Origin of the sequence: Anaerotignum sp. MB30-C6 (genome assembly GCF_030908465.1) — a bacterium.
Lineage (GTDB): Bacteria > Bacillota > Clostridia > Lachnospirales > Anaerotignaceae > Chakrabartyella.
The window spans coordinates 2,119,476-2,143,622 of record NZ_CP133078.1; the positions used below are offsets into that span (position 1 = coordinate 2,119,476).

General features: G+C 40.4%; 21 protein-coding genes. 1 reads left to right on the forward strand and 20 read right to left on the reverse strand.

All coding sequences use genetic code 11. From position 1 onward, the window contains the following. Positions 1-5: 5 nt before the first annotated feature. From lcdA to RBQ60_RS10420, 12 genes are all read right to left on the reverse strand, one after another. Positions 6-1,274 carry a lactoyl-CoA dehydratase subunit alpha gene (gene lcdA, locus RBQ60_RS10365; protein WP_307883626.1) on the reverse strand — a complete coding sequence of 423 codons (1,269 nt, stop codon included), beginning with the start codon at positions 1,272-1,274 and terminating at the stop codon, positions 6-8. Between the two features lie 15 nt (positions 1,275-1,289). Further along, entirely contained in the window at positions 1,290-2,069 is a 780-nt protein-coding gene (locus RBQ60_RS10370; protein WP_307883627.1) for an acyl-CoA dehydratase activase, read from the reverse strand. 835 nt (positions 2,070-2,904) lie between these two features. Further along, positions 2,905-4,311, reverse strand: coding sequence for a peptidoglycan D,D-transpeptidase FtsI family protein (locus tag RBQ60_RS10375; RefSeq protein WP_307883628.1), 1,407 nt, complete (start codon positions 4,309-4,311; stop codon positions 2,905-2,907). Then, positions 4,304-5,683, reverse strand: a complete 1,380-nt coding sequence (locus RBQ60_RS10380; RefSeq protein WP_307883629.1) for an FtsW/RodA/SpoVE family cell cycle protein — start codon at positions 5,681-5,683, stop codon at positions 4,304-4,306. The genes RBQ60_RS10375 and RBQ60_RS10380 overlap by 8 nt, the downstream gene beginning before the upstream one ends. 4 nt (positions 5,684-5,687) lie before the next feature. Further along, positions 5,688-8,117 carry a DUF3656 domain-containing U32 family peptidase gene (locus RBQ60_RS10385; protein ID WP_307883630.1) on the reverse strand — a complete coding sequence of 810 codons (2,430 nt, stop codon included), beginning with the start codon at positions 8,115-8,117 and terminating at the stop codon, positions 5,688-5,690. Between the two features lie 238 nt (positions 8,118-8,355). After that, complete coding sequence (gene zapA / locus RBQ60_RS10390) at positions 8,356-8,913, reverse strand: cell division protein ZapA (RefSeq protein WP_307883631.1); 558 nt, start codon at positions 8,911-8,913, stop codon at positions 8,356-8,358. Positions 8,914-9,341: 428 nt separating this feature from the next. Beyond that, a complete protein-coding gene (locus tag RBQ60_RS10395) occupies positions 9,342-9,896 on the reverse strand; it encodes a 2-oxoacid:acceptor oxidoreductase family protein (RefSeq protein ID WP_307883632.1) in 555 nt (184 codons plus the stop codon). Between the two features lies 1 nt (position 9,897). Beyond that, entirely contained in the window at positions 9,898-10,650 is a 753-nt protein-coding gene (locus tag RBQ60_RS10400; protein WP_307883633.1) for a thiamine pyrophosphate-dependent enzyme, read from the reverse strand. Then, positions 10,650-11,708 (reverse strand): 3-methyl-2-oxobutanoate dehydrogenase subunit VorB, encoded by a 1,059-nt coding sequence (locus tag RBQ60_RS10405; RefSeq protein WP_307883634.1) that lies wholly within the window; start codon positions 11,706-11,708, stop codon positions 10,650-10,652. The genes RBQ60_RS10400 and RBQ60_RS10405 overlap by 1 nt, the downstream gene beginning before the upstream one ends. Positions 11,709-11,725: 17 nt before the next feature. Next, positions 11,726-11,941 carry a 4Fe-4S dicluster domain-containing protein gene (locus RBQ60_RS10410; protein ID WP_307883635.1) on the reverse strand — a complete coding sequence of 72 codons (216 nt, stop codon included), beginning with the start codon at positions 11,939-11,941 and terminating at the stop codon, positions 11,726-11,728. A 28-nt stretch (positions 11,942-11,969) separates the two neighbouring features. Further along, positions 11,970-12,647, reverse strand: a complete 678-nt coding sequence (locus tag RBQ60_RS10415; RefSeq protein WP_307883636.1) for a nucleotide-binding protein — start codon at positions 12,645-12,647, stop codon at positions 11,970-11,972. 476 nt (positions 12,648-13,123) lie between these two features. Continuing rightward, on the reverse strand, positions 13,124-15,232 hold the full coding sequence (locus RBQ60_RS10420; RefSeq protein WP_307883637.1) for a glutamine synthetase III family protein: 2,109 nt from the start codon (positions 15,230-15,232) through the stop codon (positions 13,124-13,126). A gap of 306 nt (positions 15,233-15,538) precedes the next feature. Here RBQ60_RS10420 and RBQ60_RS10425 point away from each other — a divergent pair, with 306 nt between their 5' ends. Beyond that, a complete protein-coding gene (locus RBQ60_RS10425; RefSeq protein WP_307883638.1) occupies positions 15,539-15,802 on the forward strand; it encodes a hypothetical protein in 264 nt (87 codons plus the stop codon). Between the two features lie 277 nt (positions 15,803-16,079). Here the strand turns inward: RBQ60_RS10425 and RBQ60_RS10430 are convergent, their stop codons facing one another. The 8 genes from RBQ60_RS10430 to RBQ60_RS10465 all read right to left on the reverse strand — a co-directional run bounded on the left by RBQ60_RS10430 (position 16,080) and on the right by RBQ60_RS10465 (position 24,110). Then, positions 16,080-16,619 carry an HXXEE domain-containing protein gene (locus RBQ60_RS10430; RefSeq protein ID WP_307883639.1) on the reverse strand — a complete coding sequence of 180 codons (540 nt, stop codon included), beginning with the start codon at positions 16,617-16,619 and terminating at the stop codon, positions 16,080-16,082. Between the two features lie 487 nt (positions 16,620-17,106). Further along, on the reverse strand, positions 17,107-18,042 hold the full coding sequence (locus RBQ60_RS10435; RefSeq protein WP_307883640.1) for an AEC family transporter: 936 nt from the start codon (positions 18,040-18,042) through the stop codon (positions 17,107-17,109). Between the two features lie 45 nt (positions 18,043-18,087). Next, on the reverse strand, positions 18,088-19,044 hold the full coding sequence (locus tag RBQ60_RS10440; protein WP_307883641.1) for a phosphoglycerate dehydrogenase: 957 nt from the start codon (positions 19,042-19,044) through the stop codon (positions 18,088-18,090). 1 nt (position 19,045) lies between these two features. Beyond that, positions 19,046-20,434, reverse strand: coding sequence for an NADP-dependent phosphogluconate dehydrogenase (gene gndA, locus RBQ60_RS10445; protein WP_307883642.1), 1,389 nt, complete (start codon positions 20,432-20,434; stop codon positions 19,046-19,048). Between the two features lie 325 nt (positions 20,435-20,759). Then, positions 20,760-21,383 (reverse strand): bifunctional 4-hydroxy-2-oxoglutarate aldolase/2-dehydro-3-deoxy-phosphogluconate aldolase, encoded by a 624-nt coding sequence (gene eda / locus RBQ60_RS10450; protein WP_307883643.1) that lies wholly within the window; start codon positions 21,381-21,383, stop codon positions 20,760-20,762. Positions 21,384-21,473: 90 nt separating this feature from the next. Then, positions 21,474-22,424: a phosphoglycerate dehydrogenase gene (locus RBQ60_RS10455; protein WP_307883644.1), complete on the reverse strand. Its 951-nt coding sequence runs from the start codon at positions 22,422-22,424 to the stop codon at positions 21,474-21,476. A 16-nt stretch (positions 22,425-22,440) separates the two neighbouring features. Then, the gene (locus RBQ60_RS10460; protein ID WP_307883645.1) at positions 22,441-23,079 is read right to left on the reverse strand and encodes a bifunctional 4-hydroxy-2-oxoglutarate aldolase/2-dehydro-3-deoxy-phosphogluconate aldolase; all 639 of its coding nucleotides are present in this window, start codon (positions 23,077-23,079) and stop codon (positions 22,441-22,443) included. A 29-nt stretch (positions 23,080-23,108) separates the two neighbouring features. Continuing rightward, entirely contained in the window at positions 23,109-24,110 is a 1,002-nt protein-coding gene (locus RBQ60_RS10465) for a 2-dehydro-3-deoxygalactonokinase (protein ID WP_307883646.1), read from the reverse strand. Positions 24,111-24,147: the final 37 nt, after the last annotated feature.

The window sequence follows — 24,147 nt, forward strand, 5'->3', positions numbered from 1 at the left end:
TCCTCTTATTCTGCTGCTGCCATGTTGGCTTCCATCATTTCAACCAGAGCCTGCACACGTGTATCGAACTGAGCGGGAGAGAAAACGCGAGGGTCTGTCTGATCGCCATCGAAACTTACGTAAGGCAAGCCATTTCTCTCTTTGATAACTTCAGCTGTTTCAACGTTCAGGAAACTCATCAGCTTACAGCTTCTGTTTAGGTGGTAAACTGTACCATCTACTTTGCCTTTTTCCATGATGTTCATCAAAACTTCTACTTTGTTTTCTAAACATGTATTGATATAGATTCTTGTGTAAGCTTCTGCCATGGAGTGCAAAGATTCATCGTTTGCATCATAGTGCAAATCCCAAAGTGCGGGGTAAGCTGTACCTGTCATGATAGAGCCAAGGCCCTTCATAGCTTTGAATGTGTGACCTAAGTGAGGCCATACAGCAATACCTTCCCATTGGAAACGTGTTTTTTCTGCGCCCTTGAATGCATAGATACCAGCCTTCAAGTTAGCTTCCAATTCATCAGCGAATGCTTTAAATGTGATTTCAGCATAGTCTAAGGAACGGCAAGCAACGATCAGAGCCATATAGTTGAACAGGTCGAAACCGTTCAAAGGAGATGGTTTGTACTGAGACATAGCTGCGATTCTGTTCCAGTGATATACGGAACGCTGAGTCTGATCTCTAACTTCTTTGAATTTCTTCCAATCGAAAGGTCTGCCACAGATTACTTCCAACTGAGAAATAGCGTTTCTAAACTGATCTGCAATATATGCCTTTGCATATTCAGGAATAGGCATTGTGTGGTTAAAAGGTACGTCGATAATGATGCAAGGGATGTCCAATTCCGCTGCAAGGTTTTCGTACCATTTCAACAATGTATTACAAATGTTGTTACATGTGATTACTAAGTCAGGCAGAGGAACGTCCGCTGCGGGGGAGTTTACCAAAACTTCAGGTTTTACACCTGTGATTGCTGCTTCTTTCAGGCATTCCATGTAACCCATGTTAACTCTGCCGTAAGAACAGCAGTCGATATTGTAGCCTTTTCTGTCAGCAACTTCCAACATATCCATTGCGCCTTTTCTAGCTCCAATACCTGCGGAATGGGTTTCAGGATAAATCATTGCAATACCCATTGTTACGCAGAATTCAGGGGGAGCTACAGAAGCGGACCAACAAACAAGATCGCCTCTTGCTTTTGCTTCTCTTGCATCCTGATCAGCCTTACTCTGGAAGTAGGCTAACAACTGTTTTGCTTTCATGCCTTGTGTTAAACTCATTCTAATCCCTCTTTCTTATTTTTTTTGTGCCGCTTCATATGCGAACAACGCCGCACCCAGCGCGCCTGTGGTTTGTGGATTCGGTGCCACAATTACATCTGTTTTCAATACACCAGCAACCGCCCTAACTACACCTGCGTTTTTTGCTACGCCGCCTGTCATAACAACGTCCTTTTCAACGCCGCCTCTGTAAGCCAAGCCGCAAGCCCTGCTGGCAACTGAAAGGTGAACACCTTTAATGATGTTATTTCTGCTTTCGCCGTTGGATAACTGAGAAATAACCTCAGATTCGGCAAATACTGTACAAGTGCTACTAATTGGTGCAGTATCGGTTGCCTTTTCATCCAATTCAGCCATTTCATCCAGAGTCGTTTCCAAAACTCTTGACATTACTTCCAAGAAACGACCTGTACCTGCCGCACATTTATCATTCATAAAAAACTGCTTGATACCACCCTTGTCATCCAGACGGATTGCTTTCGCATCCTGTCCGCCAATGTCAATAATGGTGCGTGCAGTGGGTACCAAAAAGTAAATTCCTTTTGCATGACAGCTGATTTCACTGACCTGCTTATCTGCATCAGTAAAAGCAAATCTGCCATAACCAGTTGCGACTGTGTAAGAGATATCCTCTTTTGTCAACCCGCTTGCCTTATAGGCCTGTTCAAGAGCCCTCTGAGGACCCGAAGAGCCTGTTCCCACCTGAACAACCTCTGCAGCTACAACATCTTTTCCGTCCTTCAGAATAACAACTTTTGAAGAAGCGGAGCCGATATCAATGCCCATTGTGTACATCTTTTGTCCTCCTCTAAAATATCTTATCTGTATTAACCACGCGATAAAAACATCCGTTAATTTCTGTAATAATAAAGTTTTAAAAGCACCCCGTATATACGCTTTTAAAACTTTTTTCTGACTACCTTATATAAGGTAGTCGCAGTGACAATAGAAAAAACTTATATCCGATATTATTACAGAATATAAGCTAATTTAATCCATTGCACACCCGTAACATTGAAGAAACTTTATTAGCTTTCCTGTTACCGATTTGATTATATCACCTTTGTATTTTTATTGCAACCTATATTGTTAAAAATTTATTAGGATTTGAGAAATTTTGAGTATTTTAACTGCAAAAATTAATGAAAAAAAATATTCATCTTCATTTTTATGAAAAACTCGTCACTAAATCCTAATTTTTTGTTTAAATAACCTTATTTCTGGCCAATTTTTTTTATTAATTTAGCAAATCGCCTTTCCTACTATGAAATATGCTTAAAAAAAATTACTTTGCCTTCACTGCTACCATGAGAAAAAAAGGCAGCTAACCCTCCCATAGATTCTGACAATTTTTTATCTCTCCCATATTTTTGTTAAAAATTATGCAAAAAAACCTCAGATAGTACGGGAAAAACCCACTCAAATTTTACTAATTACTCAAAATATATATAAATATTGCGGCCTTTCTTCCCGAAAAACCGCTTTGTCTGAGAAACGGCCTCGAAAATCCGGCTATGTTTCTCACTTCGTACAATATGTTATTTCATGCACGAGCAGAGTATAAAAAGTCTACATAAAAATCAAGTTTTAACTCCCAGAAATCTAGTAAATTCTATTAATAGAGACAGTTTTATTTACTCTCCAGTTGCGCAAGAGCCTCTCTTATCACTTTCCCTGCTACGGGTGTTGCACTACCATAGGCCCGAGAATTCTCAATTACCACAGCCACTGCAACCTTAGGGTCCTCCGCCGGAGCATACCCAATGAACCACGAATGGTCATTGCCTGTTGCATTTTCCGCAGTCCCTGTTTTTCCCGCAACCGATACGCCACTTATGGCTGCAGCAGTGCCCGTGCCATTATCTACAACAGAAACCATCATATCCCGTAAGATTGCCGACTCTTGTGTTGAACAAACCTCTGTCAACTTCTTGGGAACTGTTTGTTTGCCTACCTTACCATTGCTATACTGAATATGATCCACGATATAGGGCTGCATCATAATACCTTCATTGGCTATGGCAGATACGAACATGGCCATGTATAGAGGGGTAACTGCCGTTCTTCCCTGACCAATGGCCGTTTCCACCAGTTCGCTTTCTGTTGCACTTGCTTCTAACCCAATTTTACTTTGACTATATGCCAATTCAAACTTTGCAGGGCTTTCCATTCCTACCCTAGCCATTACCTCACGCAATTTGCCAGGGCCAATTTCCTTTGCCATTTGAGCAAAGTAACAATTGCACGAAACAGTTAATGCTTGCTTCATATCCACTGTGCCGTGGGCTTTATTTTTATAACAATGAATCACCTTATCTTGAAATGCTGCTTCTCCTGTACACTCATAGGTCCTAGTTTGCCAATCTTTCATATTTTCCATAATAGATAATGCCGTTACTAATTTAAATGTGGATCCCGGCGGGTATACCCCTTGGGTTCCTCGATTTACCAAGGGACTGTCCTCATGATCTTTCAACTGATCCCAATGGGCAGCAACCTGATTCGGATCAAAATCAGGGTAAGCCTGCAATGCAAGAATTCTGCCTGTTGATGGCTCCATTACCACAACAGCTCCCTTTGCATTGCCAAGTAAATCCCCCGCTATGGACTGAATATCCATATCCACGGTTACAACAACACTATTGCCCACCAATTCCTTTTTCGTGGCAATTCCCATAATTCTTTGAAAAAATTCATTATGCAAAGTCATCACTTCAAAATTTTCTGCGGCTTCTACTCCAGTTTTTCCCACACTGCTATACCCTGTTATATGGGCTGCCATACGGGCACGGGGGTATTTTCTCATGTAAGTACCATCATCTTGCAAGACGCTGGTTGCTAGTATTTCCCCATCTATATCAATAATATCTCCTCTACGGAGAGAATTGTCTACGTAACGTAACCGTGAGTTATATGCATTGGTAGAAACGCCTTGTCTCTCCACCAAAACCAATTTTCCCAAATAGCCAAGTAAAAGGAAAAAACAAAGGGCTAGAAGCCAGAAAATACGCCTAATGCTTCGCTTCATATTATTCATAATCCTGACCTCCCTCTATCCCCATGATGGGAGGAGCATCCTCATCAATGCCATGCTGTTCACAATAAACACAAACCCACTGCAAGAGTCCCATCATCATTAAGCTAACCAAAACGGAAGTACCGCCGTAGCTTACAAAAGGAAGGGTAACCCCAGTTAAGGGAATCAGCTTTATGACACCGCCTATAATGATAAAGGCTTGGAAACACAACATGGTCGTCACACCAACTGCTAAAATACTATAATATCTACGCCGACTATCTAAAGCAATTCGTATGCCACGGTATAGGAGCATGATAAATATACAAATCACCCCTGCGCCAAACAGTGTCCCGAATTCTTCGCAGATGGCGGCAAAAATGAAGTCACTTTCAACAACAGGAATACTTTTCGGCATCCCTTTTGTAAGACCGCTTCCCAAAAGCCCCCAAGTAGTAATTGCAAATAAGGAATTTACAATTTGATAGCCTCCTCGGTCAATATCCGCCCATGGATTTTGCCAAGCTGCAACACGCACCCGAACGTGGGAGAAAATTTTATAGGCTAATGTGGCCGCAAAACTTGCTGCCCCCATACCTAGTAAAAACAAAAATTCATTAGACGTTGCAATGTAGAGCATAACCATATAGGTCATGAAAAAAATCAGTGCCCCACCCAAATCTTTTTGCAAAACCAATAAAGCAACGACCCCCGCACTCAGAACACCTGTTGTAATAAATTCCTTCCACTCAATCCGCTTTCGGAACACACTGGCCAAATAGAAGATATATAAAAACTTCACCAATTCCGATGGCTGAAAGGTAAAAACCCCCACCCTTAACCAGTTTGTTGAACCGTTTCGCTCCACACCAAAAATTTTCGTACAAAGCAATAAACCGTAACAAATGATAATATATGCCCATTCAAAAACCTCAAAGCGGGGAATCAGTCGGAAGAAGAATGGAAGCATAAGCATACCCGCAAGGCCAATCGTCATCCACATCAATTGTTTGTATGCCAAGCTAGGGGCAAGCCGTTGTAACATAATAAGGCTTAAGTCCATTAAAAATAGCATCCCCGTCCAAATGAGAGGACAGCCTTCATAGTAAAAGCGGTCTAAAAAATGAATGGCAACCAATAGAAATACACATCCCGCTGCACCAAACAATACCGTTTTCCAATCATAAATCATGGTTTCCCGATTGTATGCCAGTATCAAAAAGGCTGTAATATGCATAAAAATAATAAGGCGTCGTTGAATAGAGACGGCACGATAGGGGCTGCCTAAAAAGCCCCCCTGCTCGTACGCAATATAAACAATGCCTTGCCATAAAAAGAAACCAATATAAAAGACAAATAGGTATCTGCTTAGCATAATTAACAGATCAAACATATCCTCACTCCACTCCACGGAAGAAATGCCCTTTCGTATTCCCCTTATCTCTCATTTCTTCCAAAAGGTTCCTTGTTTCAGTACTGATTTTTTTCGGGTCCTGGGTCATTTCTGCATAGGCCTTTGTAATTCTTGCCGCACGCCCCGCCCCTTCTTTTGTAAAGTCTAAACGTACACTGCCTGTTACACTTTCCAAAATTTCATCATAAAATTTCAGTGTAAATAAAGGCTTACTATTTAAAATCGTACATACACAGCTTTCGCAATCGGTCATCAAAGGGAATTTCATTCCTTTTCTATCTCTCAAGAAATAAAGCTCTGTATTGTTTCTTTCGGAGCAATAAAAATGCCCCTGTTTTCCACCCACATAATTGCCGATTGGACACTGCTGGGTTTTCATCAATGGTAAATAACCATATACAACCATTTCACAGTCCTGATCACCCATGGTATTTATTTCTTGTAGGTTCGCCTCCACAGAAAGGCACACTGTATCTGCCCCTTGCTGTTTCCAAAAAGCCACGCCCTCTTCATTGATCACATTTAAAGTATAATCCACGGTAATTTTTTTACCACTGTTTTTCACCATGCCGAACTGACCTGCTGAACGCACCAAGAAACCATCAACACCACTTTCTTTCAGGCGTTCAATCATGGCTTCTTCAATATCCTTTCGCCACTGTCTGCTGACTTTTGGTAAAGCAGCATATAGGCTAACCCCGAAACGGCGGCAAAGCTCCAAGGCAGAATCCAAATTCTTTTCCATCTCAGCAGAAGCCTCAAAATAAATCACTTTAAGATTTTTTGTGCCAACAATTGCATCAAGCTGCATAAAGTCCGACACCAAAGCATGAAGCTTTTTATGAAGTATATAAGGCTTTTTGCCTGTTTCCTCTTTATTGCTTGCCTCAATCTCTGGACGTTTTGATTTCTTAAGAATTGCCTCCTCCAAAGATTCAACGGCACTTCTTCTAAGTTGATTCAATGCGCCGATGCTGACAAAGATGTCGCTATCTACATCTAACTCTAAACTTTCCAAAAGGAATGAGGTTGCCCCCATTTTTTCCGCTTGTTGTTTTATCTTTTCTAATGGTGTAGGCTGATTTTCCGCCTCTTCCACTACATCCCCAGTAACATAAACATTATTTCCACTCATATCCCAAAGCTGTAGAACCAAAGGCTGGCCTTTCTTAGCCTTTAACAATCCCCAAATAGACTTTTTCCTTGTATCTTTTTCCCATGTTTTACGAAGGGAATCATTCAAAGATTTTCCATAGGTACGATAAACAACATCATTCTTTTGAATATCCCCTTCCAAAGTCAAAGAAATTACTTCTCCTGCCTTGGATGCCTTGGAAATACTTGTCCCCACATGAGGGCCATTTGAAGTCCAAACCTCAATACCATCCCCAGGCACCAATGGCTCACGGGTACGGATGGTGACACGGTTGTATTTTGGAAGATAACTGTCAACAAATCCAATCTTCAAGCCCCAAGTTTTAGGACGTTCCACACTCATCATATCCTGCCCACCAGCAGAGGTGTAGTACCCTTCGGTAAAGCCACCACGGTTAAAAAGCTGAGTCAAAGTTTTCATGTCCTCCAAGGAAACTTCATAATGCTCAGGATTTTCAAAGTACAAATCAATATATTTTCTATAAATACCAGTTACCCCTGCTACATATTCAGGATTTTTCATTCGACCTTCAATTTTCAAAGAAGCAATGCCCGCCTCAATCAACTGGGGCAAAATGGATACTGTCTGAATATCCTTTGGGGAAAGCAAGTAGCCTTCCTGTAATTTATTTTGGCCTTTATATAGGGTATACGGCAAACGGCAGGTTTGGGCACAACGACCACGGTTACCGCTTCTTCCACCCAAAACACTACTCATGATGCACTGACCAGAATAACTCACACACAATGCTCCATGAACAAAAGTTTCGATTTCAGCTTGGCTTTCGGATGTAATTTCTTGAATTTCATCCAAAGAAAGCTCACGGCTTAACACAATTTTAGAAAAACCCAAACTTTCCCAATAACGCACATCCTCCAAAGAGTTTGCTGTCATCTGGGTGCTTGCATGAAGAGGAAAATCAGGGTATGTTTCCCGCACCATCTTCGCCGCACCACTATCTTGAAGAATTAAGGCATCAACACCCATTTTATACAGCTTTCCAATAAAACTGATAAAATCTTTTAATTCCTCATCTTTATACAATGTATTAACGGTTACATATACTTTAACTCCCCTTAGGTGACAGTAATCGCAGGCTTCTTCCAGCTCCTCCAATGAAAAATTTCCAGCGTACTGTCTGGCACTAAAAAGCTTGCCTCCTAAATATACGGCATCGCAACCATTGTTAACTGCCGCTTTCAAACTCTCCATGGAGCCTGCCGGAGCCAGTAATTCAGGCTTATTCCTTGCAGACATATTTCATTCTCCTCTCTTCTTTACGGGTTCATTTTATAAAAACATCAAATACTTCTTTTAATATTAATGAACCACACCTTATCTAGTTTATTCGTATTTTTTGAAAACCCAAACAGACGAAACGGTATTCATAACACCCCTTAAAAAACTTCCATAGAAAAATAACCCGTCGTCTACTTTTCTATTATTACCAAAAAAAGCAAATCACCTTTCGCTTTTTAAAAACGAAAGGCTTTTCTTACTTTTTGCGGTATTTTTCCCGAATGGCTTTTCTTGTCATAGCCTTTTCGGCTTGTCCACCTTTTAACCCCATGGGGTAGTGTTGGGGCTGTGGCTCCTGGTTATGGTTGTCCTCTTCTGGTTTTCCTTCCGCTACAAGGTTTTTTTCCTGTTGGGAAGTTTGCTCCTCTTCTTTCAACCCTGCAGCCTCTGCCGCCTGTTGTTCTCCTTGGGCTAGCTTCTCTTTTAGCTCATCTAACTGCCCTTTCACTTCTTCAAGCTCTGCTTTGGTTTCATCCATCTGTGGAATTAAGTGTTCTAACCTTGTACTTAAACCTAAGTTTCGGCCTTCCAGCTCTGCATTTTTTTCTTTTTCCTTAAAGTAATCGTCAGCCACATTCAAAGCCGCCAAAACATAGGCAAGGCTCGTGTCCATTTTAACCGCAACTGCATTTTTACGAATTTCCATTATTTTTTCGTCTATGTACGTAGCCACAGCCCGCATATGTACTTCCGTTTCATCTCCCACCAACGTAAAGGACTTTCCATCAATGGAAATCTTTATTTTGTTCTTCAAAAAACTTACACTCCTCTCTGCCCTTTACAATATGATTCAAAAAATCCAATACGCCATCATAACCCAAGAAATGATTACCATGGTCAAGATTATTTAGAAATCACTCTATTATAATACTTGTAGCCCACTCATTTACACCTCTATTTACACAGGGCTTTCTCTGCAAAGGTGCTTCCCAAAAATCCCTATTCAGCAGGGAGTCATTCAAGAAAAGGGAACTACAAAGTGCCTCTCATACTTTCTTTGATCTATTTTCGTATTTCACGGAAGCTATTTTCATATCCCAAAAGTATTCTCTTATGGGAACATATAGCTTTCGTAATTATATCATATCTATTGCTGGTAAGGAATGTTTTTTTGCAATAAAAACAGCCTCTTGGCAAGGTTTCCCCCACCAAAAGGCCGTCAAAATCTCATTAATTATGAAATTATTTGTTGTTTTTTGCAAATTCAAAGCCCATTTCAAAAGCTTTTTTGTTATTAGGGATGAACTTTGCTTTCGCACCACCAAATACATGTGTGAATGCATCATCAATGCTTTCAATTTTTACAGAACCGGTTGCCTGGATAACAGCACCCAAAAGAATAATGTTGGCCAATTTTGCACTGCCAAATTCCTGAGTAGCCATTGTATTTGCAGGAACATCTAAAACACGGATGTCTGCTCTGTCTTCTTTCAAAGAAGCCAAGTCGGAATTCACAACCAAAGCCCCACCTTTTGCAAGAATGCCCACAAATTTATCCAAAGAAGGCTGATTCATAGCAATTACGCAATTTGCATCGCTGGTAATTACAGGAGAGCCGATGGGTTCATCAGATACGATTACATGGCAGTTCGCTGTACCACCACGCATTTCAGGGCCGTAAGAAGGACACCATGAAACTTCATGACCTTCCAACATACCTGCGTAAGCCAAAATTTTACCCATAGAAAGAGTACCCTGGCCACCAAAGCCTGCACAACAAATTCTCTGTGTATTCATATTATTTGCCCTCCTCTGCAGTGATATCCTTGAAAACGCCAAGAGGATAGTAAGGGATCATTTTTTCTCTTACAAATTCCATAGCTTTTACGGGTGTCAGACCCCAGTTTGTAGGGCATGTGGAAACAACTTCAACAAATGTGAAGCCAAGGCCCTGTTTCTGGATTTCCAAAGCTTTTCTGATTGCTTTTTTCGCCTGTGTAACCTGAGCAGGTGTGGAAACACTTACTCTTTCGATGTAAGCTGGACCATCCAAAGTTGCTAACATTTCGCTAACACGGATAGGGTTACCGTTAATCTGAGGGTCACGACCAGCCTTCGCTGTTGTAGCCTTCATACCAGGCAAAGTTGTAGGAGCCATCTGGCCGCCTGTCATACCGTAAATACCGTTGTTAATGAAAACTGTTGTGATCTTTTCGCCTCTTGCAGCCGCATGAACGATTTCTGCAGTACCGATAGAAGCAAGGTCACCGTCGCCCTGATAGGTAAGAACCACTTTATCAGGATGTACTCTTTTAATGCCTGTTGCAGTAGCGGGAGCACGACCGTGAGCACACTGAATCGCATCGAAGTTGAAGTATTTGTTTGCGAATACCGCACAGCCAACTGGTACAGCCACAATTGCGTTTTTGTCATCGTTCATTTCTTCTAATACTTCTGCTACAAGTCTGTGAACAATACCGTGTGCACAACCAGGACAATAATGCAATTTTATATCAGTTAAAGCTCTTGTTTTTTGAAATACAACTGCCATTATTTGTCACCTCCCATAACTTTTTTGCCAAATTCAACGATTTCATCTACCGCAGGAACGATACCGCCTGTTCTGCCATAGAATTCAACTTTATTTTTGTCATTACATGCATAAGCAACATCCTGAACCATCTGGCCCATACTCATTTCAACGTCAAGATATTTTTTGATGTTCTTATCCCATTTATCAAAAGCTTTTTGAGGGAAAGGCCACAATGTTTTCGGTCTAATCATACCTACTTTGTAACCTTCTTCTCTTAAATAGCCGATTGCTGTTCTTACAATTCTGGAGGATGTACCGTAGGAAACGAAAGCATATTCTGCGTCGTCCATCAAATAGTCTTCCCAAGCCTGTTCGTTTGCTTCGATTTTAGCATATTTTTCGAAATGTCTCTTATTCCAAGCTTCACATTCAGCAGCTTCGATAACCAAGTTTTCTACCATATGCTTTTCGCCTTCGCCCTTACCTGTTAATGCCCAAGTTTTAGGAGGCAATTCTTTTTTGCAAACGTAGTTAAATTCAACAGGTTCCATCATCTGACCAATCAAACCGTCAGCCAAAATGATAACAGGTGTACCATAGTAGTCAGCCAAATCGAAAGCTTCCATTACCATGTTAACTGCTTCCTGAACGGATGCAGGAGCTAAAACGATATCATGGTAGTCACCGTTAGAGCCACCTTTTACTGTCATGTTATAGTCAGCCTGACCAGGCTGAATTGTACCCAAACCAGGGCCGCCACGCATCATGTTGATGATAACAGCAGGCAAACCTGCGTTGGAAATGTAGCCGATACCTTCTTGTTTCAAAGCAATACCGGGGGAAGAAGAACTTGTCAAAACACGTGCGCCTGCACCAGCTGCACCATAAACCATATTGATTGCCGCAACTTCAGACTCAGCCTGAACAAAAACGCCACCAACCTTGGGTAATTCACTAGATAAATATTCTGGTACTTCGCTCTGAGGAGTAATAGGATAGCCGAAAAAATATCTGCAACCTGCCTCAATCGCTGCTTTACCAACTGCTTCGTTGCCTTTCATTAAAACTTTTGCCATTGAATTTTCCTCCTCTCTTAATCGAGCTTTTCTACTGTGATTGCGCAGTCTGGACACATCTTTGCACAAGCTGTGCAAGCGATACAGTCATCGTTAACTGGTTCTGCAGGGTTGTAGCCTGCAGCGTTGATTTTTGTCTCAGAAAGTTTTAATACATGCTTGGGACAGACAGACACACAAAGTTCGCAGCCCTTACAGATCATCTCATCGATCGTTACTTTACCTTTTGCCATTCAAATACACCTCCATAAATATTTAAATTTACATCCAGGTTTTTCTCATATAAAACTTCATAGGGAACAACTCCCCGGCTAGCCCAAGCGGCACGCTCTCTGTCATTAGTTCCTCAACATAAGAAACATACCTTACAGGGACACCTGTACGTTTTGTTACTTCTTTCAAAACGGTATCCCCATCCAACAGGCACTGCGCATTGGTCTCCCGAATCAGGTTTGTGTTGTTAATGAAGCCAGTCACTTTTAGCCCTGCCGAACACTCGAGCTTCTCCATCTGCTCAATAATACCCTCAGGTGTGGACGTGCTGGGACGATAGGTATTGACTACCATAAAAAAATCTACTTCCGCAGGGTCTAAAATTGGTTTTAAACGGCCCAGCACCTTCGTGCCGACGTCATTGCCCCCCAAATCAACGATGTAGTCGAAACTACGCTCGCGTGCCGGCATAGTCATAGCCGCAGAAACTGCAGGTACATCCAGCCCATCCCCCTCTATCGAAGAGGAAATGACCATAATACCTGCCTTCTCCATTTCTCGCTTTTTTTCCCTTGAACGGAAATAAACATTTACGATATCCAAATCGGCAATGGCGACCTTCCGGCCTTGTTGACTGAGCTTCATGGTATAGTTCACCGCAAACTCTGTTTTGCCACTACCGTAGTGACCTGTAATAATACGAACTCTTTTATCATCAGTGATCATCGCATTCACCTCTATTTTTCAAATACGCACTGAATTTTGTATTAAAAAATGTGCATTATGTATAAATGCAGCATTTTTTTGTTTAATATAAACAAAAAAAACACCCATTCATATTTTTATTTAATTGATAAATAAACAACTGCCTCTGTTTATTTGTATACATTATAGCGCATCCACATCCCTTTTGCAAGATTATCGGTTATATTTTTCCCAAGTTCATCAAAAAATACATTCTTTAACTTTATTTTCTCCTTAAAAAAAATACCATACTGCAAAGCATTTGTCTATTATAGATATTCCCCAGTATTTTTTAATATTTTTTTTATAATTTTTTATATTTGTCCTACAACGTCCTTGCTTTGTTTGGAATTCCTTTAACACTTGATACTTCCGCAAAAAAACCCTGTTCCTCTCAAAAAAAATTAAGAAAAAAGCAGGGTTTTTGTAAAAATATTTAACGTTGTCTTACAAGATGATTATATGTTATATAATAATTCTCCATAGGTAGGGAAAGGCCATGCCTTTTGATCTACCAAAAATTCCAGCCTATCCGCAGGCGCTCGCAACTGTTCCATGGCCGCAAAAACATAATCACGATAGAATACTGCTTGTGAACGGCTATTTCCTTTCAGCTTCGACGCTTCTTGGATTACTTCTGCCAAATGTTTTAAGGCTTCATGGAAAGCTTTGATGTTTTCATTGATTTCTTGCAACAGTTCTTCCTCTACACATACATCAAAACCAGCGGTCTTCAGTGCTGTATAAGAAGTAGCTACCCCTCCTGCGTATTTCACAATGGCAGGGCGAATCTGCTTAGAGGCAATATCAATCATTGCCCTTGCCTCTATATTAATCTGTTTAATATAAGCCTCATACATAATCTCCGAACGAGACTGCAATTCCAAACGGCTCAATACTTTATGACGTTCAAATAATGCAACAGATTTTTCCTCCACCAAGTAAGGAATGGAATCCACCATATTCGTAATGTTACTAAGACCCCTATGTTCCGCCTCGTTTACCCACTCATCGGAGTAACCATTGCCATCAAATATAATACGCTTATGGTCTGTATAAGTTTTGCGAATCAATTCATGCACCACCGTATTAAAGTCATCCGCCTTTTCTAATTCATCGGCAAAGTCTTCCAAAACATCGGCAACAATGGTATTTAAAACAAAGTTAGGTCCGGAAATGGAGCCTGAGGAAGGGGGCATACGGAACTCAAACTTGTTCCCTGTAAAGGCAAAAGGAGAGGTTCTGTTTCTATCCGTTGCATCTCTTTTCAAGTAAGGCAGTGTGTTTACACCTACCCGCATTTTTCCGCCCTGTATGCAACTGGTCGCTCCACCATGTTCAATCTGGTCAAAAATATCCAAAAGCTGATCCCCAAGGAAAATAGAGATAATGGCAGGAGGTGCTTCTTGCTTACCTAATCGGTGATCATTCCCAGGGTTTGCCGCCGCCAAACGCAACAACTCGGCATACTGATCCACACCTTTAATAATGGCAGTCAAAAACACCAAGAATTGTGCATTTTCGTGGGGGGTTTTGCCGGGATCCAAAAGATTTTGTCCGTCATCCGTTCCTAAAGACCAGTTATTATGCTTGCCACTGCCATTTACCCCTGCAAAGGGCTTCTCATGGAGTAAACAAGCCAAGTTGTGATGACCAGCGATACGTTTCATGGCCTCCATAATTAGCTGATTATGGTCAGCAGCACGGTTACAATCGTCATAAATAGGTGCAAGTTCATGCTGTGCAGGTGCTACTTCGTTATGCTGTGTTTTTGCCGAGACACCTAACTTCCATAGCTCTATATTTAATTCTCGCATAAAGCAAGCAATTCTTTCTTTGATGCTGCCGTAATAATGATCATCTAACTCCTGACCCTTTGGCGGTGCCGCTCCAAAAAGAGTTCTGCCTGTAAAAATCAAGTCTTTCCTCTGATTATATAAATTGCGGTCGATTAGGAAATATTCCTGCTCTGCCCCAGAATATACATTCACTTTCTTTGCAGTTGTGTTGCCAAATAGATGCAAAATACGCATGGCCTGCTTAGAAACGGCTTCTACGGAACGCAGTAAAGGCGTCTTTTTATCTAAAGCTTCCCCTGTATAGGAACAAAAAGCCGTAGGGATATATAAGGTAATACCCGCCGCATCCTGTCTTAAAAATGCAGGTGAGGTGCAGTCCCAAGCGGTATATCCCCTTGCCTCGAAAGTTGCACGCAGGCCGCCAGAGGGGAAAGAAGACGCATCTGACTCTCCTTTGATTAACTCCTTGCCGGAAAACTCCATAATGGCCTTCCCATTGCTTGGAGGCGCCAAAAAAGAATCATGCTTTTCTGCGGTAATGCCCGTCATTGGCTGAAACCAGTGAGTATAGTGGGTTGCACCCCTTTCCACCGCCCAATCCTTCATGGCATTTGCAATGATATCTGCAATTGAAGAATTTAACATTTCACCTTTTTCAATGGTGTTTTTTAACTCTTTATACACATGCTTTGGCAAATGTTCACGCATCATTGCGTCATTGAAAACATTTATGCCGAAAATTTCGGGTATAGAAATTTTTTCGTACATACACTAGTCCTTTCTTGGATAACTTTCATCCTTCTGCTGAATTTTACCATAACTTTTATTATACAGACGCCTGAAAGGTTTTGCAACGCTTTTGCCCTTGGCTCTTTAGAGAAATCCCATCCTTGATTCAATTATTTTTTTTCTATATCATACAAATTTTTTATGCCAATCCTTTTTACTTATACACTTTTTTTGTATCACAAAAAATATAAAACGCACATTCGTACATTAGTACAATTTTACCATTGATAAAGAACGTTAGTTCTGATATAGTAAATAGTAACTTCTATTGAGGAGGAGCCTACTATGAAGCTCGTAAATAAAAATATTGATATGATCTCTTGGACATCCAGAGATGGTTCCGTTACCCCTGTGCGTTTTCGTTTAGAAGAAGACGATGGAGAAACGGTAATCATCAAAGTGGGCCGAATCATACAAACAGAAAAAAATAAATTTGGCGGCAGCCCTACTCTTTGTTTTCTTTGCAGTAGTATTGTTAACAATGCAGAAAAAATATATGAACTTACCTGCAATTGTGATAGCCAAAAATGGTTGCTTCGAAAAATATAGCAAAGGGTTTTCAATGTTTAGCTTCACTTTTCTATGTTTTTGCAATAATACCCCAAAGGTCTTAAATGCAAAAGGCTGATTTGGTAATCAGCCTTTCATACTTACAACTCGATGCTCGCCACACTCCCTTTTCCACCGTATTTATTGTACCAATTGCAGAAAAGAACGCCTGTGTTTGAAATTACACCCAATCTGACATTTGGGTTTATATTTTATTATCGTGTGGCCTTGGGATAATTTTAAGAGAAGCCATTTTGGGCTCCTCTTATCTCACAGTTCAAGATTTAATTTGCTCCTCATATTGTGTTAACCATTTGCTAAACATAACCATGCCTTTATGAATTAAAATTAAGTTAACCACCATAATAATAAAGGCTAAAATTGAATATAAAACAATGGTATTTAACTGAAATGATTTCACGATATACTTGATAATATTCAGGCATATAGGCAAACAAATCATGCTTGTAATGATAGCGGGAACATATTTTCTTACCATCAAGGCTTGAAAACAATGGATTACTAAATGTAAAGTAAATGCAATAAAGAAACCTGCCCATAGGATATACCTATTGGTCATATAAGAAACAATTGTAATGATACTAATCAAAATAAATTCTTCTGCTACACCAAATGCAAAAGATGATGTTGTAATATGATCAAAATGAACCAATAACCTTTTTGATAATGTGGGAAACCTTTTACATAAGTAGCTTCTATTCCGCCTGAGCCACGGTTGCATAAAAATTATTTCTTCAAAGTCGTGAAAAATAAAAAGTATTGGAAATAGCCATACCATTTCTTTTATATCATTCATCCTCATACCCTCTTATAGCCCATTCTAGGAGATTTTAAAATATGCATTACATTATAGTTTACTTAGATACCAATTATAATTTAATTTTCAAAGTAATCTTTCAGCCAATGCTATCTTTCTTTATTTTTTGTATATAGGCTGCTGGTTTACTCCTTCCACCAGATTCCTTTTCATTTGAGAAGGACTTTCTACTTAAATAAAACCCTCTAAGGAGCATACTTCATTAAACGCAAGTATGCTTCAAAAGTCTTTTCTGAAATGGAAGATGGATACCCTTGCCAAAATTAAGCTATGAATCATAATTTGGCTTGGTTATAGCATACCCCAATGAAATTTCAAGATTCATTTAAAATATGGCCTTATCTTAATATAAGCCAGCCTACTATGGAAGTTGTCCCTTGAGGTCTTATGCAACTTTCCTTTCATTTTACTGGAAAAGTAAGACGTGGTTATGTAAACTCTTTGTTTGTACCCTACGCCCTTGCCATTACAGGAATAGCATAAAAATTGGGGGTATTGTAAAAATACACAATAAGGTGCTGACAAAAATATATTTACTGGCCAATTCTTCATCTGCACCAAATTCCGCCGCCAAAATTGCACAAAACGCCCCAATTGGCGTTGATAACCCCACAACAATCACGCCTAAAATCAAATTGTCGTGGATAAAAGGTTTCAATATAAGGTAAGAAGATAACGGCATAAAAATCAAACGAAAAAAGGAAACGGCATATGCCCATTTTTCTGTAACCGTTTCTTTAAAATCAAATTTTCCTAAAATACCACCAATATATATCATCGCCAAAGGAGAAAGGATTCCCCCTACCATATCCACAGTATCCTTCATTGCCTCTGGCAGGCGGATATTCATCACAAAAAATAAAATACCAACTACCGTTGCTACATTCACAGGTGCCTTTAGCAATTGCTTCATGTTCACCTTGCCACCATCGGAGCCTTCTGTACATCTATCTAGTACAACGACCCCCAAGGTATAGGATGTAATGTTAAACGCAAACGTTCCAAAGGCACAATAGAATACACTATTGCCCCCAAAAATCATAGCAATGACGGGGATTCCCATAAAGCCAATATTGGCAAACATACAGCTGAAAATCCAGATTCCCTTTGCTTTTTGTGGCACCTTTAAAAGTCGGAAAGAAAGCCAGCCAACAATGAGTCCCCAAAAGTGCATAATGACACAAACGATAAATACCGTTGCACCCTCACGAAACAACTCTGGGGTGTAGTCGATTTGTAAGGAGGAGATCACAAAACATGGGATAATAATGCGAGTTAAAAACCCACCAATCCCCTCCATGAAGCCATCATCCACTATTTTTTTCTTCCGAGACACATATCCAATCAAAATCAAGAAAAATATAATCATCAGTTTATTTAGTACCGTAAAAACAGCTCCCATTTCATGACCTTCTCCTAACATGTTTTTGTATTCAATTGTATCCTACTATTTATTTACTGTAAAGTCACATTTTGTCAAATTGAAGATGTCTAAAATGTTTTGCGCTGCCATAAGCCCCATTTTGCTGCTGGCTTCATAAGTTGCCGCACCTGCGTGAGGGGTTACAGTGCAGTTGGGCAGTTCCAGTAAAGGGCTGTTGTAAGGGGTTTCTTCCACCGTTGCATCTAAACCTGCCGCACCAATTTCACCGTTTTTCAAGGCCTCAAATAATGCTTCCTCATCAATAATGCCACCACGAGCAGTGTTTACAATCACAGCTTTATCCTTCATCTTTTTAAAAGTTTCTGCGTGAAACATATTTCTTGTTTCATCATTTAAAGGAGAGTGAATGGTAATAAAGTCTGCCTCTTTAATGATTGTTTCAAAATCAACGTACTTTGCACCCGTTTCCTGCTGGAACACTTCATCCTGATATGTATCATAGCAAAGGATATTCATGGAAAAGCCTTTGCATCTTCTTGCTACGCCTTTCCCGATTCTCCCTGCCCCAATTACACCAAGGGTCTTTTCAAACATTTCCACCCCTGTGGGTCTTTGCTGTTTTCCGTCTTTTATACAGCAATCCATATAACTAACGTTTCTCGCCGCTGAGAGCATCAAAGCCATTGCCATATCCGCCACAGAATCACCGTTTGCACCAGGGGTAATGGTAACAGCAATGCCTTTTGCCTTTGCCGCCTCTAAGTCCACCTTATCATAGCCAACGCCGTAACGACTAATTACCTTTAACTCTTTTGCAGTTTCAATCAGTTCTGCGGGATAGTCTTCCAAGCCAGCGATAATTGCATGGGCATCTACAATTTCCTTTTTCAACTGTTCTGATATAGGCCCATCGGCCGCCAGCAGCTTTTTCACCTCAAAACCATTTGCCTCCAATAACTTTTGTGCCTTATCATCGGCACTACCGAAGGATCTAGCTGTAACCAATACTTTATAACTCATTTTATTCTTCTCCTTCCACCCAGTCTGTATGGAAACTACCTGCCATATCTATTCTTTCATAGGTATGGGCACCAAAGCAGTCTCTCAAACCTTGTACAATATCTACGTTCATTTTTTCTGTGCGGCAATAATCATAATATGAAATAACTGAAATCATTGTGGGTACTGCAACACCTGCCTCAACGGTTGCCGCAGAAACCTCACGCAATGCCTGTTGATATTTGCCTAAGTCACCAAAGCTTTTGGAAAATAAAATATTTTTATCACTTTCTTTTAAAGCTTTGGTGATATCTTTTAAAAGTCCACTGCGAATAATGCACCCTTCTCTCCAAAGGGATACGGCCAAAGGTAAGTCAATTTCCCATCCATAGTCGTCAGATGCCTTTTTCATGAGGGCAATCCCTTGGGCATAGCTTACAATCATAGAAAGATAAAGAGCATCCTTGAGCTTTTCTTCATAATTTTCTAAGGTCATAGCCTTGGTAGCTGCCTTTAAAATTTGGCTCCCCTCCTGACGCAACTGTCTATCCACAGAAAAATATCTGGCAAAAACAGACTCGCAGATGGTAGGGACATATACCCCTCTAGCAATGGCTTCTTCCAAAGTCCAGCTTCCTGTGCCTTTTTGCTGTGCCACATCCAATATTTTCTCTATTAAGGGTTGACCGTCTGCATCGTTTTTCCCAAGAACCTCTGGTGTTATATCAATCAAATAACCATTCAACTCTGTATTTTTCCAACGAGTAAAAATCTCCGTTATTTCTTGGTGCGTTAGGTGAAGTCCTCTCTTCATGACAGAATAGGTGTCAGCAATAAGCTGAATCATGGCGTATTCGATACCGTTATGTACCATTTTCACATAGTGGCCTGCACCCTCTTTGCCTAGGTAGTTGCAACAGTATTCATCATCTACTTTTGCAGCCATCTTTTCTAAAATATGTCCACAAAAGTTCCAAGCCTCTTTACTGCCACCAACCATCATACTGGGACCTATCAATGCCCCCTTTTCTCCACCGGAAACCCCCACACCCAAAAAGTGAATTCCCTTTTCCAATAATGCGTTGCATCTTCTCTGCGTATCCTTGAAATGTGAGTTTCCACCGTCTATCAAAATATCTCCCTTTTCTAAAATGGGGAGCAGGCTTTCAATCACATGATCCACAACACTGCCTGCCGTTACCATCATAAATATGACTCTTGGGCTTTTCAGGCTTTTTACCATTTCCTCCTCCGTTGAAAAAACAGTATAATCACCCTGTGTCTCAAATCTTTCTCTCTCTGCCTGGCTTTTTCCGAAAAGAGCTGTACGGAAGCCTTTTGAGATTAAATTTTTCGCCAGACTGCTTCCCATTACTCCAAGGCCGTAAACGGCAATTTCAAAATTCATCATCACAACCCCTCCTATTTACAAGACCTTGAGACTCTGCCTCAAACTCCGCAAGCCTTTAAAAAGGCTTGACCTAAACTCTTGCTTACACTTTAAGAATAGAATCCTTCTTTAATTTTTTTGTATTTACCCTTAAGGATTTTTGGGGGCAGTTTGAACCCTTCACCCATAATAAAAGAAGTCCCTCCTTGGGAAATGTAGAGCTCTTATTTTCCATAATTTCAACACCGAATTCTTTATATGATAAATTCTTAAAACAAAACAGTCGGTATAGGCTGGTTCGCCGCTACCGACCGTTGTTATTTTCAATCAACTAGGTTATTACAATTTACTCCTGAACTAATTTTACAGCAGAGGCCGTTAGTCTTTGAATTTCATCAAACTTCTTTTCCTGAATCAAAGAATCTTTTACCATCCAACTACCGCCACAAGCGATAATTTTAGGGTTTGCCAAATACTCCTTAATATTTTTTTCGTTGATGCCACCGGTAGGCATAAAACGGATATTGCCGAAAGGTCCTGCCAAAGCCTGAATGGTGCTCAAACCGCCATAGGCTTCTGCTGGAAAAAATTTTACAACAGGAAGTTCCAATTCAATTGCCGCCATCACTTCTGTGGGTGTGCAAACACCAGGGAAAATTGGAATATTGTTTTCTTTTGCATATTTTACTACCTCTGCATTGAAACCAGGGGATACGATAAACTTGGCACCTGCCTTTTTTGCCAATTTTGCCTGAGCAACATTGATTACGGTGCCTGCACCTACCAACATCTCCGGAATTTCAGCCATAGCTTGAATAGCTTCAAAAGCCGCTTCGGTACGGAAAGTTACTTCTGCAATAGGCAATCCTCCTGCGATTAACGCTTCCGCCAAAGGCTTTGCATCTTCTATGTTATCAATTTTCACAACGGGTACGATTTTCAGTTTTTCAATTTTCTGATTCATATCCATAACTAATCCCCCTTCTCTCTTATAAAATGGATGGCTATACTTGTTTTCCATGAGATTATTCTCAAACAACAAAATGCCCCTCCTTAATTCTTATACAATAATAAAACGTGGTTCCTCTCCATTTAGCATCTTAGCTACGTTTTCGGCACAAACAACGCTAACAGCATTAATTGCTTCCATGGAGTACATCCCGATATGGGCAGTGACCACAAAATTTTCCAACTCTAGTAAAGGACTATCCTTCTCAATGGGTTCTTGCTCTGTTACGTCAACGGCACAACCACCCAAATGACCATTTTTCATACATTCGTATAAATCCTGCTCATGGATAATGCCACCTCTGCCTGTATTCACCAGATAAGCCTCTTTTTTCATTTTCATAATGCGTTCTTTGTTAAACAGATATTTTGTGCTGTCTGTCAAAGGCACATGAATAGAAATAATGTCGCTTTCTTCTGTCACAGTATCTAAATCTGCCAGTGTCACAAAGTCTTTAAATTCTTCTGGTACCTCTGTTATGAATGGGTCATAAACAAGCACCTGCATAGAAAAGCCCTTTGCTCTTCTGGCAACATTTTTTGCAATGGCCCCAAAGCCGATTAACCCCAAAGTTTTTTCAAACACATCTTTGCCGATGAAGGTTTTCCATTCCCCTTTATGTACTCTTTCATTGGTGATAGATATTCCTCGGGAAATATTTAAAATATGGGCAAAGGCCAAATCGGCAACGGCATTTGCATTCATTGCAGGCACATTGGTAACCCGAATGCCCAATTTTTTGGCATCGTCCAAATAAATATTATCCAACCCCGCACCATGCTTTGCGATAATTTTCAGGTTTTTGCACCTCTGCATATCCTCAGGATAAAAAGGATGGGCACCAATAATCAAAGCATCGTACTCATGAATGACCTCTTTAAACTTTTCCTGGTCAAAATCTGCCCCCATCAGGGTATATTCTATGCCCGCTGCTTCCAAAACTTCAAAAGGCTTGGGGCTTGTTTTTCCGAAAGACCTAGATGTAACTAATACCTTCTTCATTATATCGCCCCCAATTTTATTTCAAACCGTATTCCAAAGCCAAGTTTTTGATTGCCTCAAAATCCCCTGCTTCAATTAGTTTTTTGTTTACCAAGTTACCGCCAACACCAACGCCAACACAGCCCGCATTGATAAAATCACCATAGTTCGATGCATCCACACCGCCTACGGCAGTCAAAGGAATACCATCGATTGGGCCCATTAATGCCTTTATATAGGAAAGGCCTAATGTGGCTGCAGGAAACAGTTTCACAATGTCCGCACCCCAGTTGTAGGCAGTAATCACTTCCGTTGGGGTTACTGCCCCAGGGATAGAAACCAATCCCAGCCTTTTTGTTGCCTTGATAACAGCTTCGTCAACGTTAGGGGAAATGATATACTCCGCACCTGCTTCCTTTGCACGATATACATTTTCAGGGGTCAATACGGTACCTGCACCGACAGCAACAGAATCACTGAAGTGTTTTTTAATCATTTGGATAGACTTTAATGTATCTAAGCTTTGTTCCTCGCTTTTTAAGCTAAACGTTACTTCAACGCAAGTAATGCCTCCGTCTTTTAAAGCCTGTACTGTCTGAATGATATCTTTGGAAGAAATCCCTCTAACAATGGCAATCACTTTTCCATCTAAAATTCTTTGCAATGTATCTGCCATGAAATCTATCTCCTTTTCTTTTGCATAAGTTAACCTTGCATTTTTAAAATTCTTGCTAACTCCAAATAACCGTATAAACCATAGCTTTCTCCTGCTTTACTTGACACAACATCCATGTCAACCTCAGGGAGAATATACTGACCCACTATTTTATACCCTTCTATATAATTCTTGCCGCCAATAATTACAACTTTCTTTACGCCATTCCAATCTCTGTCCAATTTATATTTCAGCATATCCATGACGCCCCCTGCAATTACACCGGAAAGAAGGCAATTTCTAATTTCATTTTCGCAAACATCAAAAACCTTTGTTGCATGGATGATATATAAAGCCCTAGCCAAGCCATAGGTTTTCACCATATTATAGCCTTGAATCACGTATTCCTTGGTCAAAACAATGTCCTCGTTAGTTAATTCTCCTCCGAGAATGGTATCCTTTTTAATCGCGTAATTCAGCTCACCTGTAAAATTAGAAACAATATCAGTAATTGTTCCGTTTTTTATATAAAGCAAATGGGTATGGGAACCGGGGGAGATCATAACACAATCTTCCTCCCTAGGGATTACGCCGCTAGCAACCATGCCAATGGCTTCAATTTCTTCTCCACGTACATTATTCATCTTATCGATATTTTCCATTGTTACAATCTGTCCCGGCTGGGCAGTTTTCACCCCTGGAATGAGGTTCAGATACCTATGAAAATACTTTTCCTCGAAATGAACATAGCGGTGTTCTAAAAGCTTTTTTCCATCAACAGGTGTGCTGATATGTGCAACCTCAATAATTCCAAAAGGGTTTGTCACCATACCTGAGAGCCAAATACTTTCAATATCACAATCTTTTAATCCATTCTTATCTAAAACATGGTTATAGATTTCCTTTAAACCACTTAAAAGCACGTCATTACTCCCTGAAATAGCTGAATCCTTGGTACCAACATTGGCAATGATGGTATCCACAGACTGCGTATCCTTTACTAAGTAAAGCTTGGAATTTGACGTGCCAGAGTCTATATAGATTTGATACATTACTCACACCCCTTTTACTATATTCCGCAGCCAAGAA

What these genes read in the sequence shown, in the direction of transcription:
- lcdA (WP_307883626.1), bottom strand. Translation starts at nt 1,274, where the DNA reads ATGAGTTTAACACAAGGCATGAAAGCAAAACAGTTGTTAGCCTACTTC.
- RBQ60_RS10370 (WP_307883627.1), bottom strand. Translation starts at nt 2,069, where the DNA reads ATGTACACAATGGGCATTGATATCGGCTCCGCTTCTTCAAAAGTTGTT.
- RBQ60_RS10375 (WP_307883628.1), bottom strand. Translation starts at nt 4,311, where the DNA reads ATGAATAATATGAAGCGAAGCATTAGGCGTATTTTCTGGCTTCTAGCC.
- RBQ60_RS10380 (WP_307883629.1), bottom strand. Translation starts at nt 5,683, where the DNA reads ATGTTTGATCTGTTAATTATGCTAAGCAGATACCTATTTGTCTTTTAT.
- RBQ60_RS10385 (WP_307883630.1), bottom strand. Translation starts at nt 8,117, where the DNA reads ATGTCTGCAAGGAATAAGCCTGAATTACTGGCTCCGGCAGGCTCCATG.
- RBQ60_RS10395 (WP_307883632.1), bottom strand. Translation starts at nt 9,896, where the DNA reads ATGAATACACAGAGAATTTGTTGTGCAGGCTTTGGTGGCCAGGGTACT.
- RBQ60_RS10400 (WP_307883633.1), bottom strand. Translation starts at nt 10,650, where the DNA reads ATGGCAGTTGTATTTCAAAAAACAAGAGCTTTAACTGATATAAAATTG.
- RBQ60_RS10405 (WP_307883634.1), bottom strand. Translation starts at nt 11,708, where the DNA reads ATGGCAAAAGTTTTAATGAAAGGCAACGAAGCAGTTGGTAAAGCAGCG.
- RBQ60_RS10410 (WP_307883635.1), bottom strand. Translation starts at nt 11,941, where the DNA reads ATGGCAAAAGGTAAAGTAACGATCGATGAGATGATCTGTAAGGGCTGC.
- RBQ60_RS10415 (WP_307883636.1), bottom strand. Translation starts at nt 12,647, where the DNA reads ATGATCACTGATGATAAAAGAGTTCGTATTATTACAGGTCACTACGGT.
- RBQ60_RS10420 (WP_307883637.1), bottom strand. Translation starts at nt 15,232, where the DNA reads ATGTACGAAAAAATTTCTATACCCGAAATTTTCGGCATAAATGTTTTC.
- RBQ60_RS10425 (WP_307883638.1), top strand. Translation starts at nt 15,539, where the DNA reads ATGAAGCTCGTAAATAAAAATATTGATATGATCTCTTGGACATCCAGA.
- RBQ60_RS10430 (WP_307883639.1), bottom strand. Translation starts at nt 16,619, where the DNA reads ATGAATGATATAAAAGAAATGGTATGGCTATTTCCAATACTTTTTATT.
- RBQ60_RS10435 (WP_307883640.1), bottom strand. Translation starts at nt 18,042, where the DNA reads ATGGGAGCTGTTTTTACGGTACTAAATAAACTGATGATTATATTTTTC.
- RBQ60_RS10440 (WP_307883641.1), bottom strand. Translation starts at nt 19,044, where the DNA reads ATGAGTTATAAAGTATTGGTTACAGCTAGATCCTTCGGTAGTGCCGAT.
- gndA (WP_307883642.1), bottom strand. Translation starts at nt 20,434, where the DNA reads ATGATGAATTTTGAAATTGCCGTTTACGGCCTTGGAGTAATGGGAAGC.
- eda (WP_307883643.1), bottom strand. Translation starts at nt 21,383, where the DNA reads ATGGATATGAATCAGAAAATTGAAAAACTGAAAATCGTACCCGTTGTG.
- RBQ60_RS10455 (WP_307883644.1), bottom strand. Translation starts at nt 22,424, where the DNA reads ATGAAGAAGGTATTAGTTACATCTAGGTCTTTCGGAAAAACAAGCCCC.
- RBQ60_RS10460 (WP_307883645.1), bottom strand. Translation starts at nt 23,079, where the DNA reads ATGGCAGATACATTGCAAAGAATTTTAGATGGAAAAGTGATTGCCATT.
- RBQ60_RS10465 (WP_307883646.1), bottom strand. Translation starts at nt 24,110, where the DNA reads ATGTATCAAATCTATATAGACTCTGGCACGTCAAATTCCAAGCTTTAC.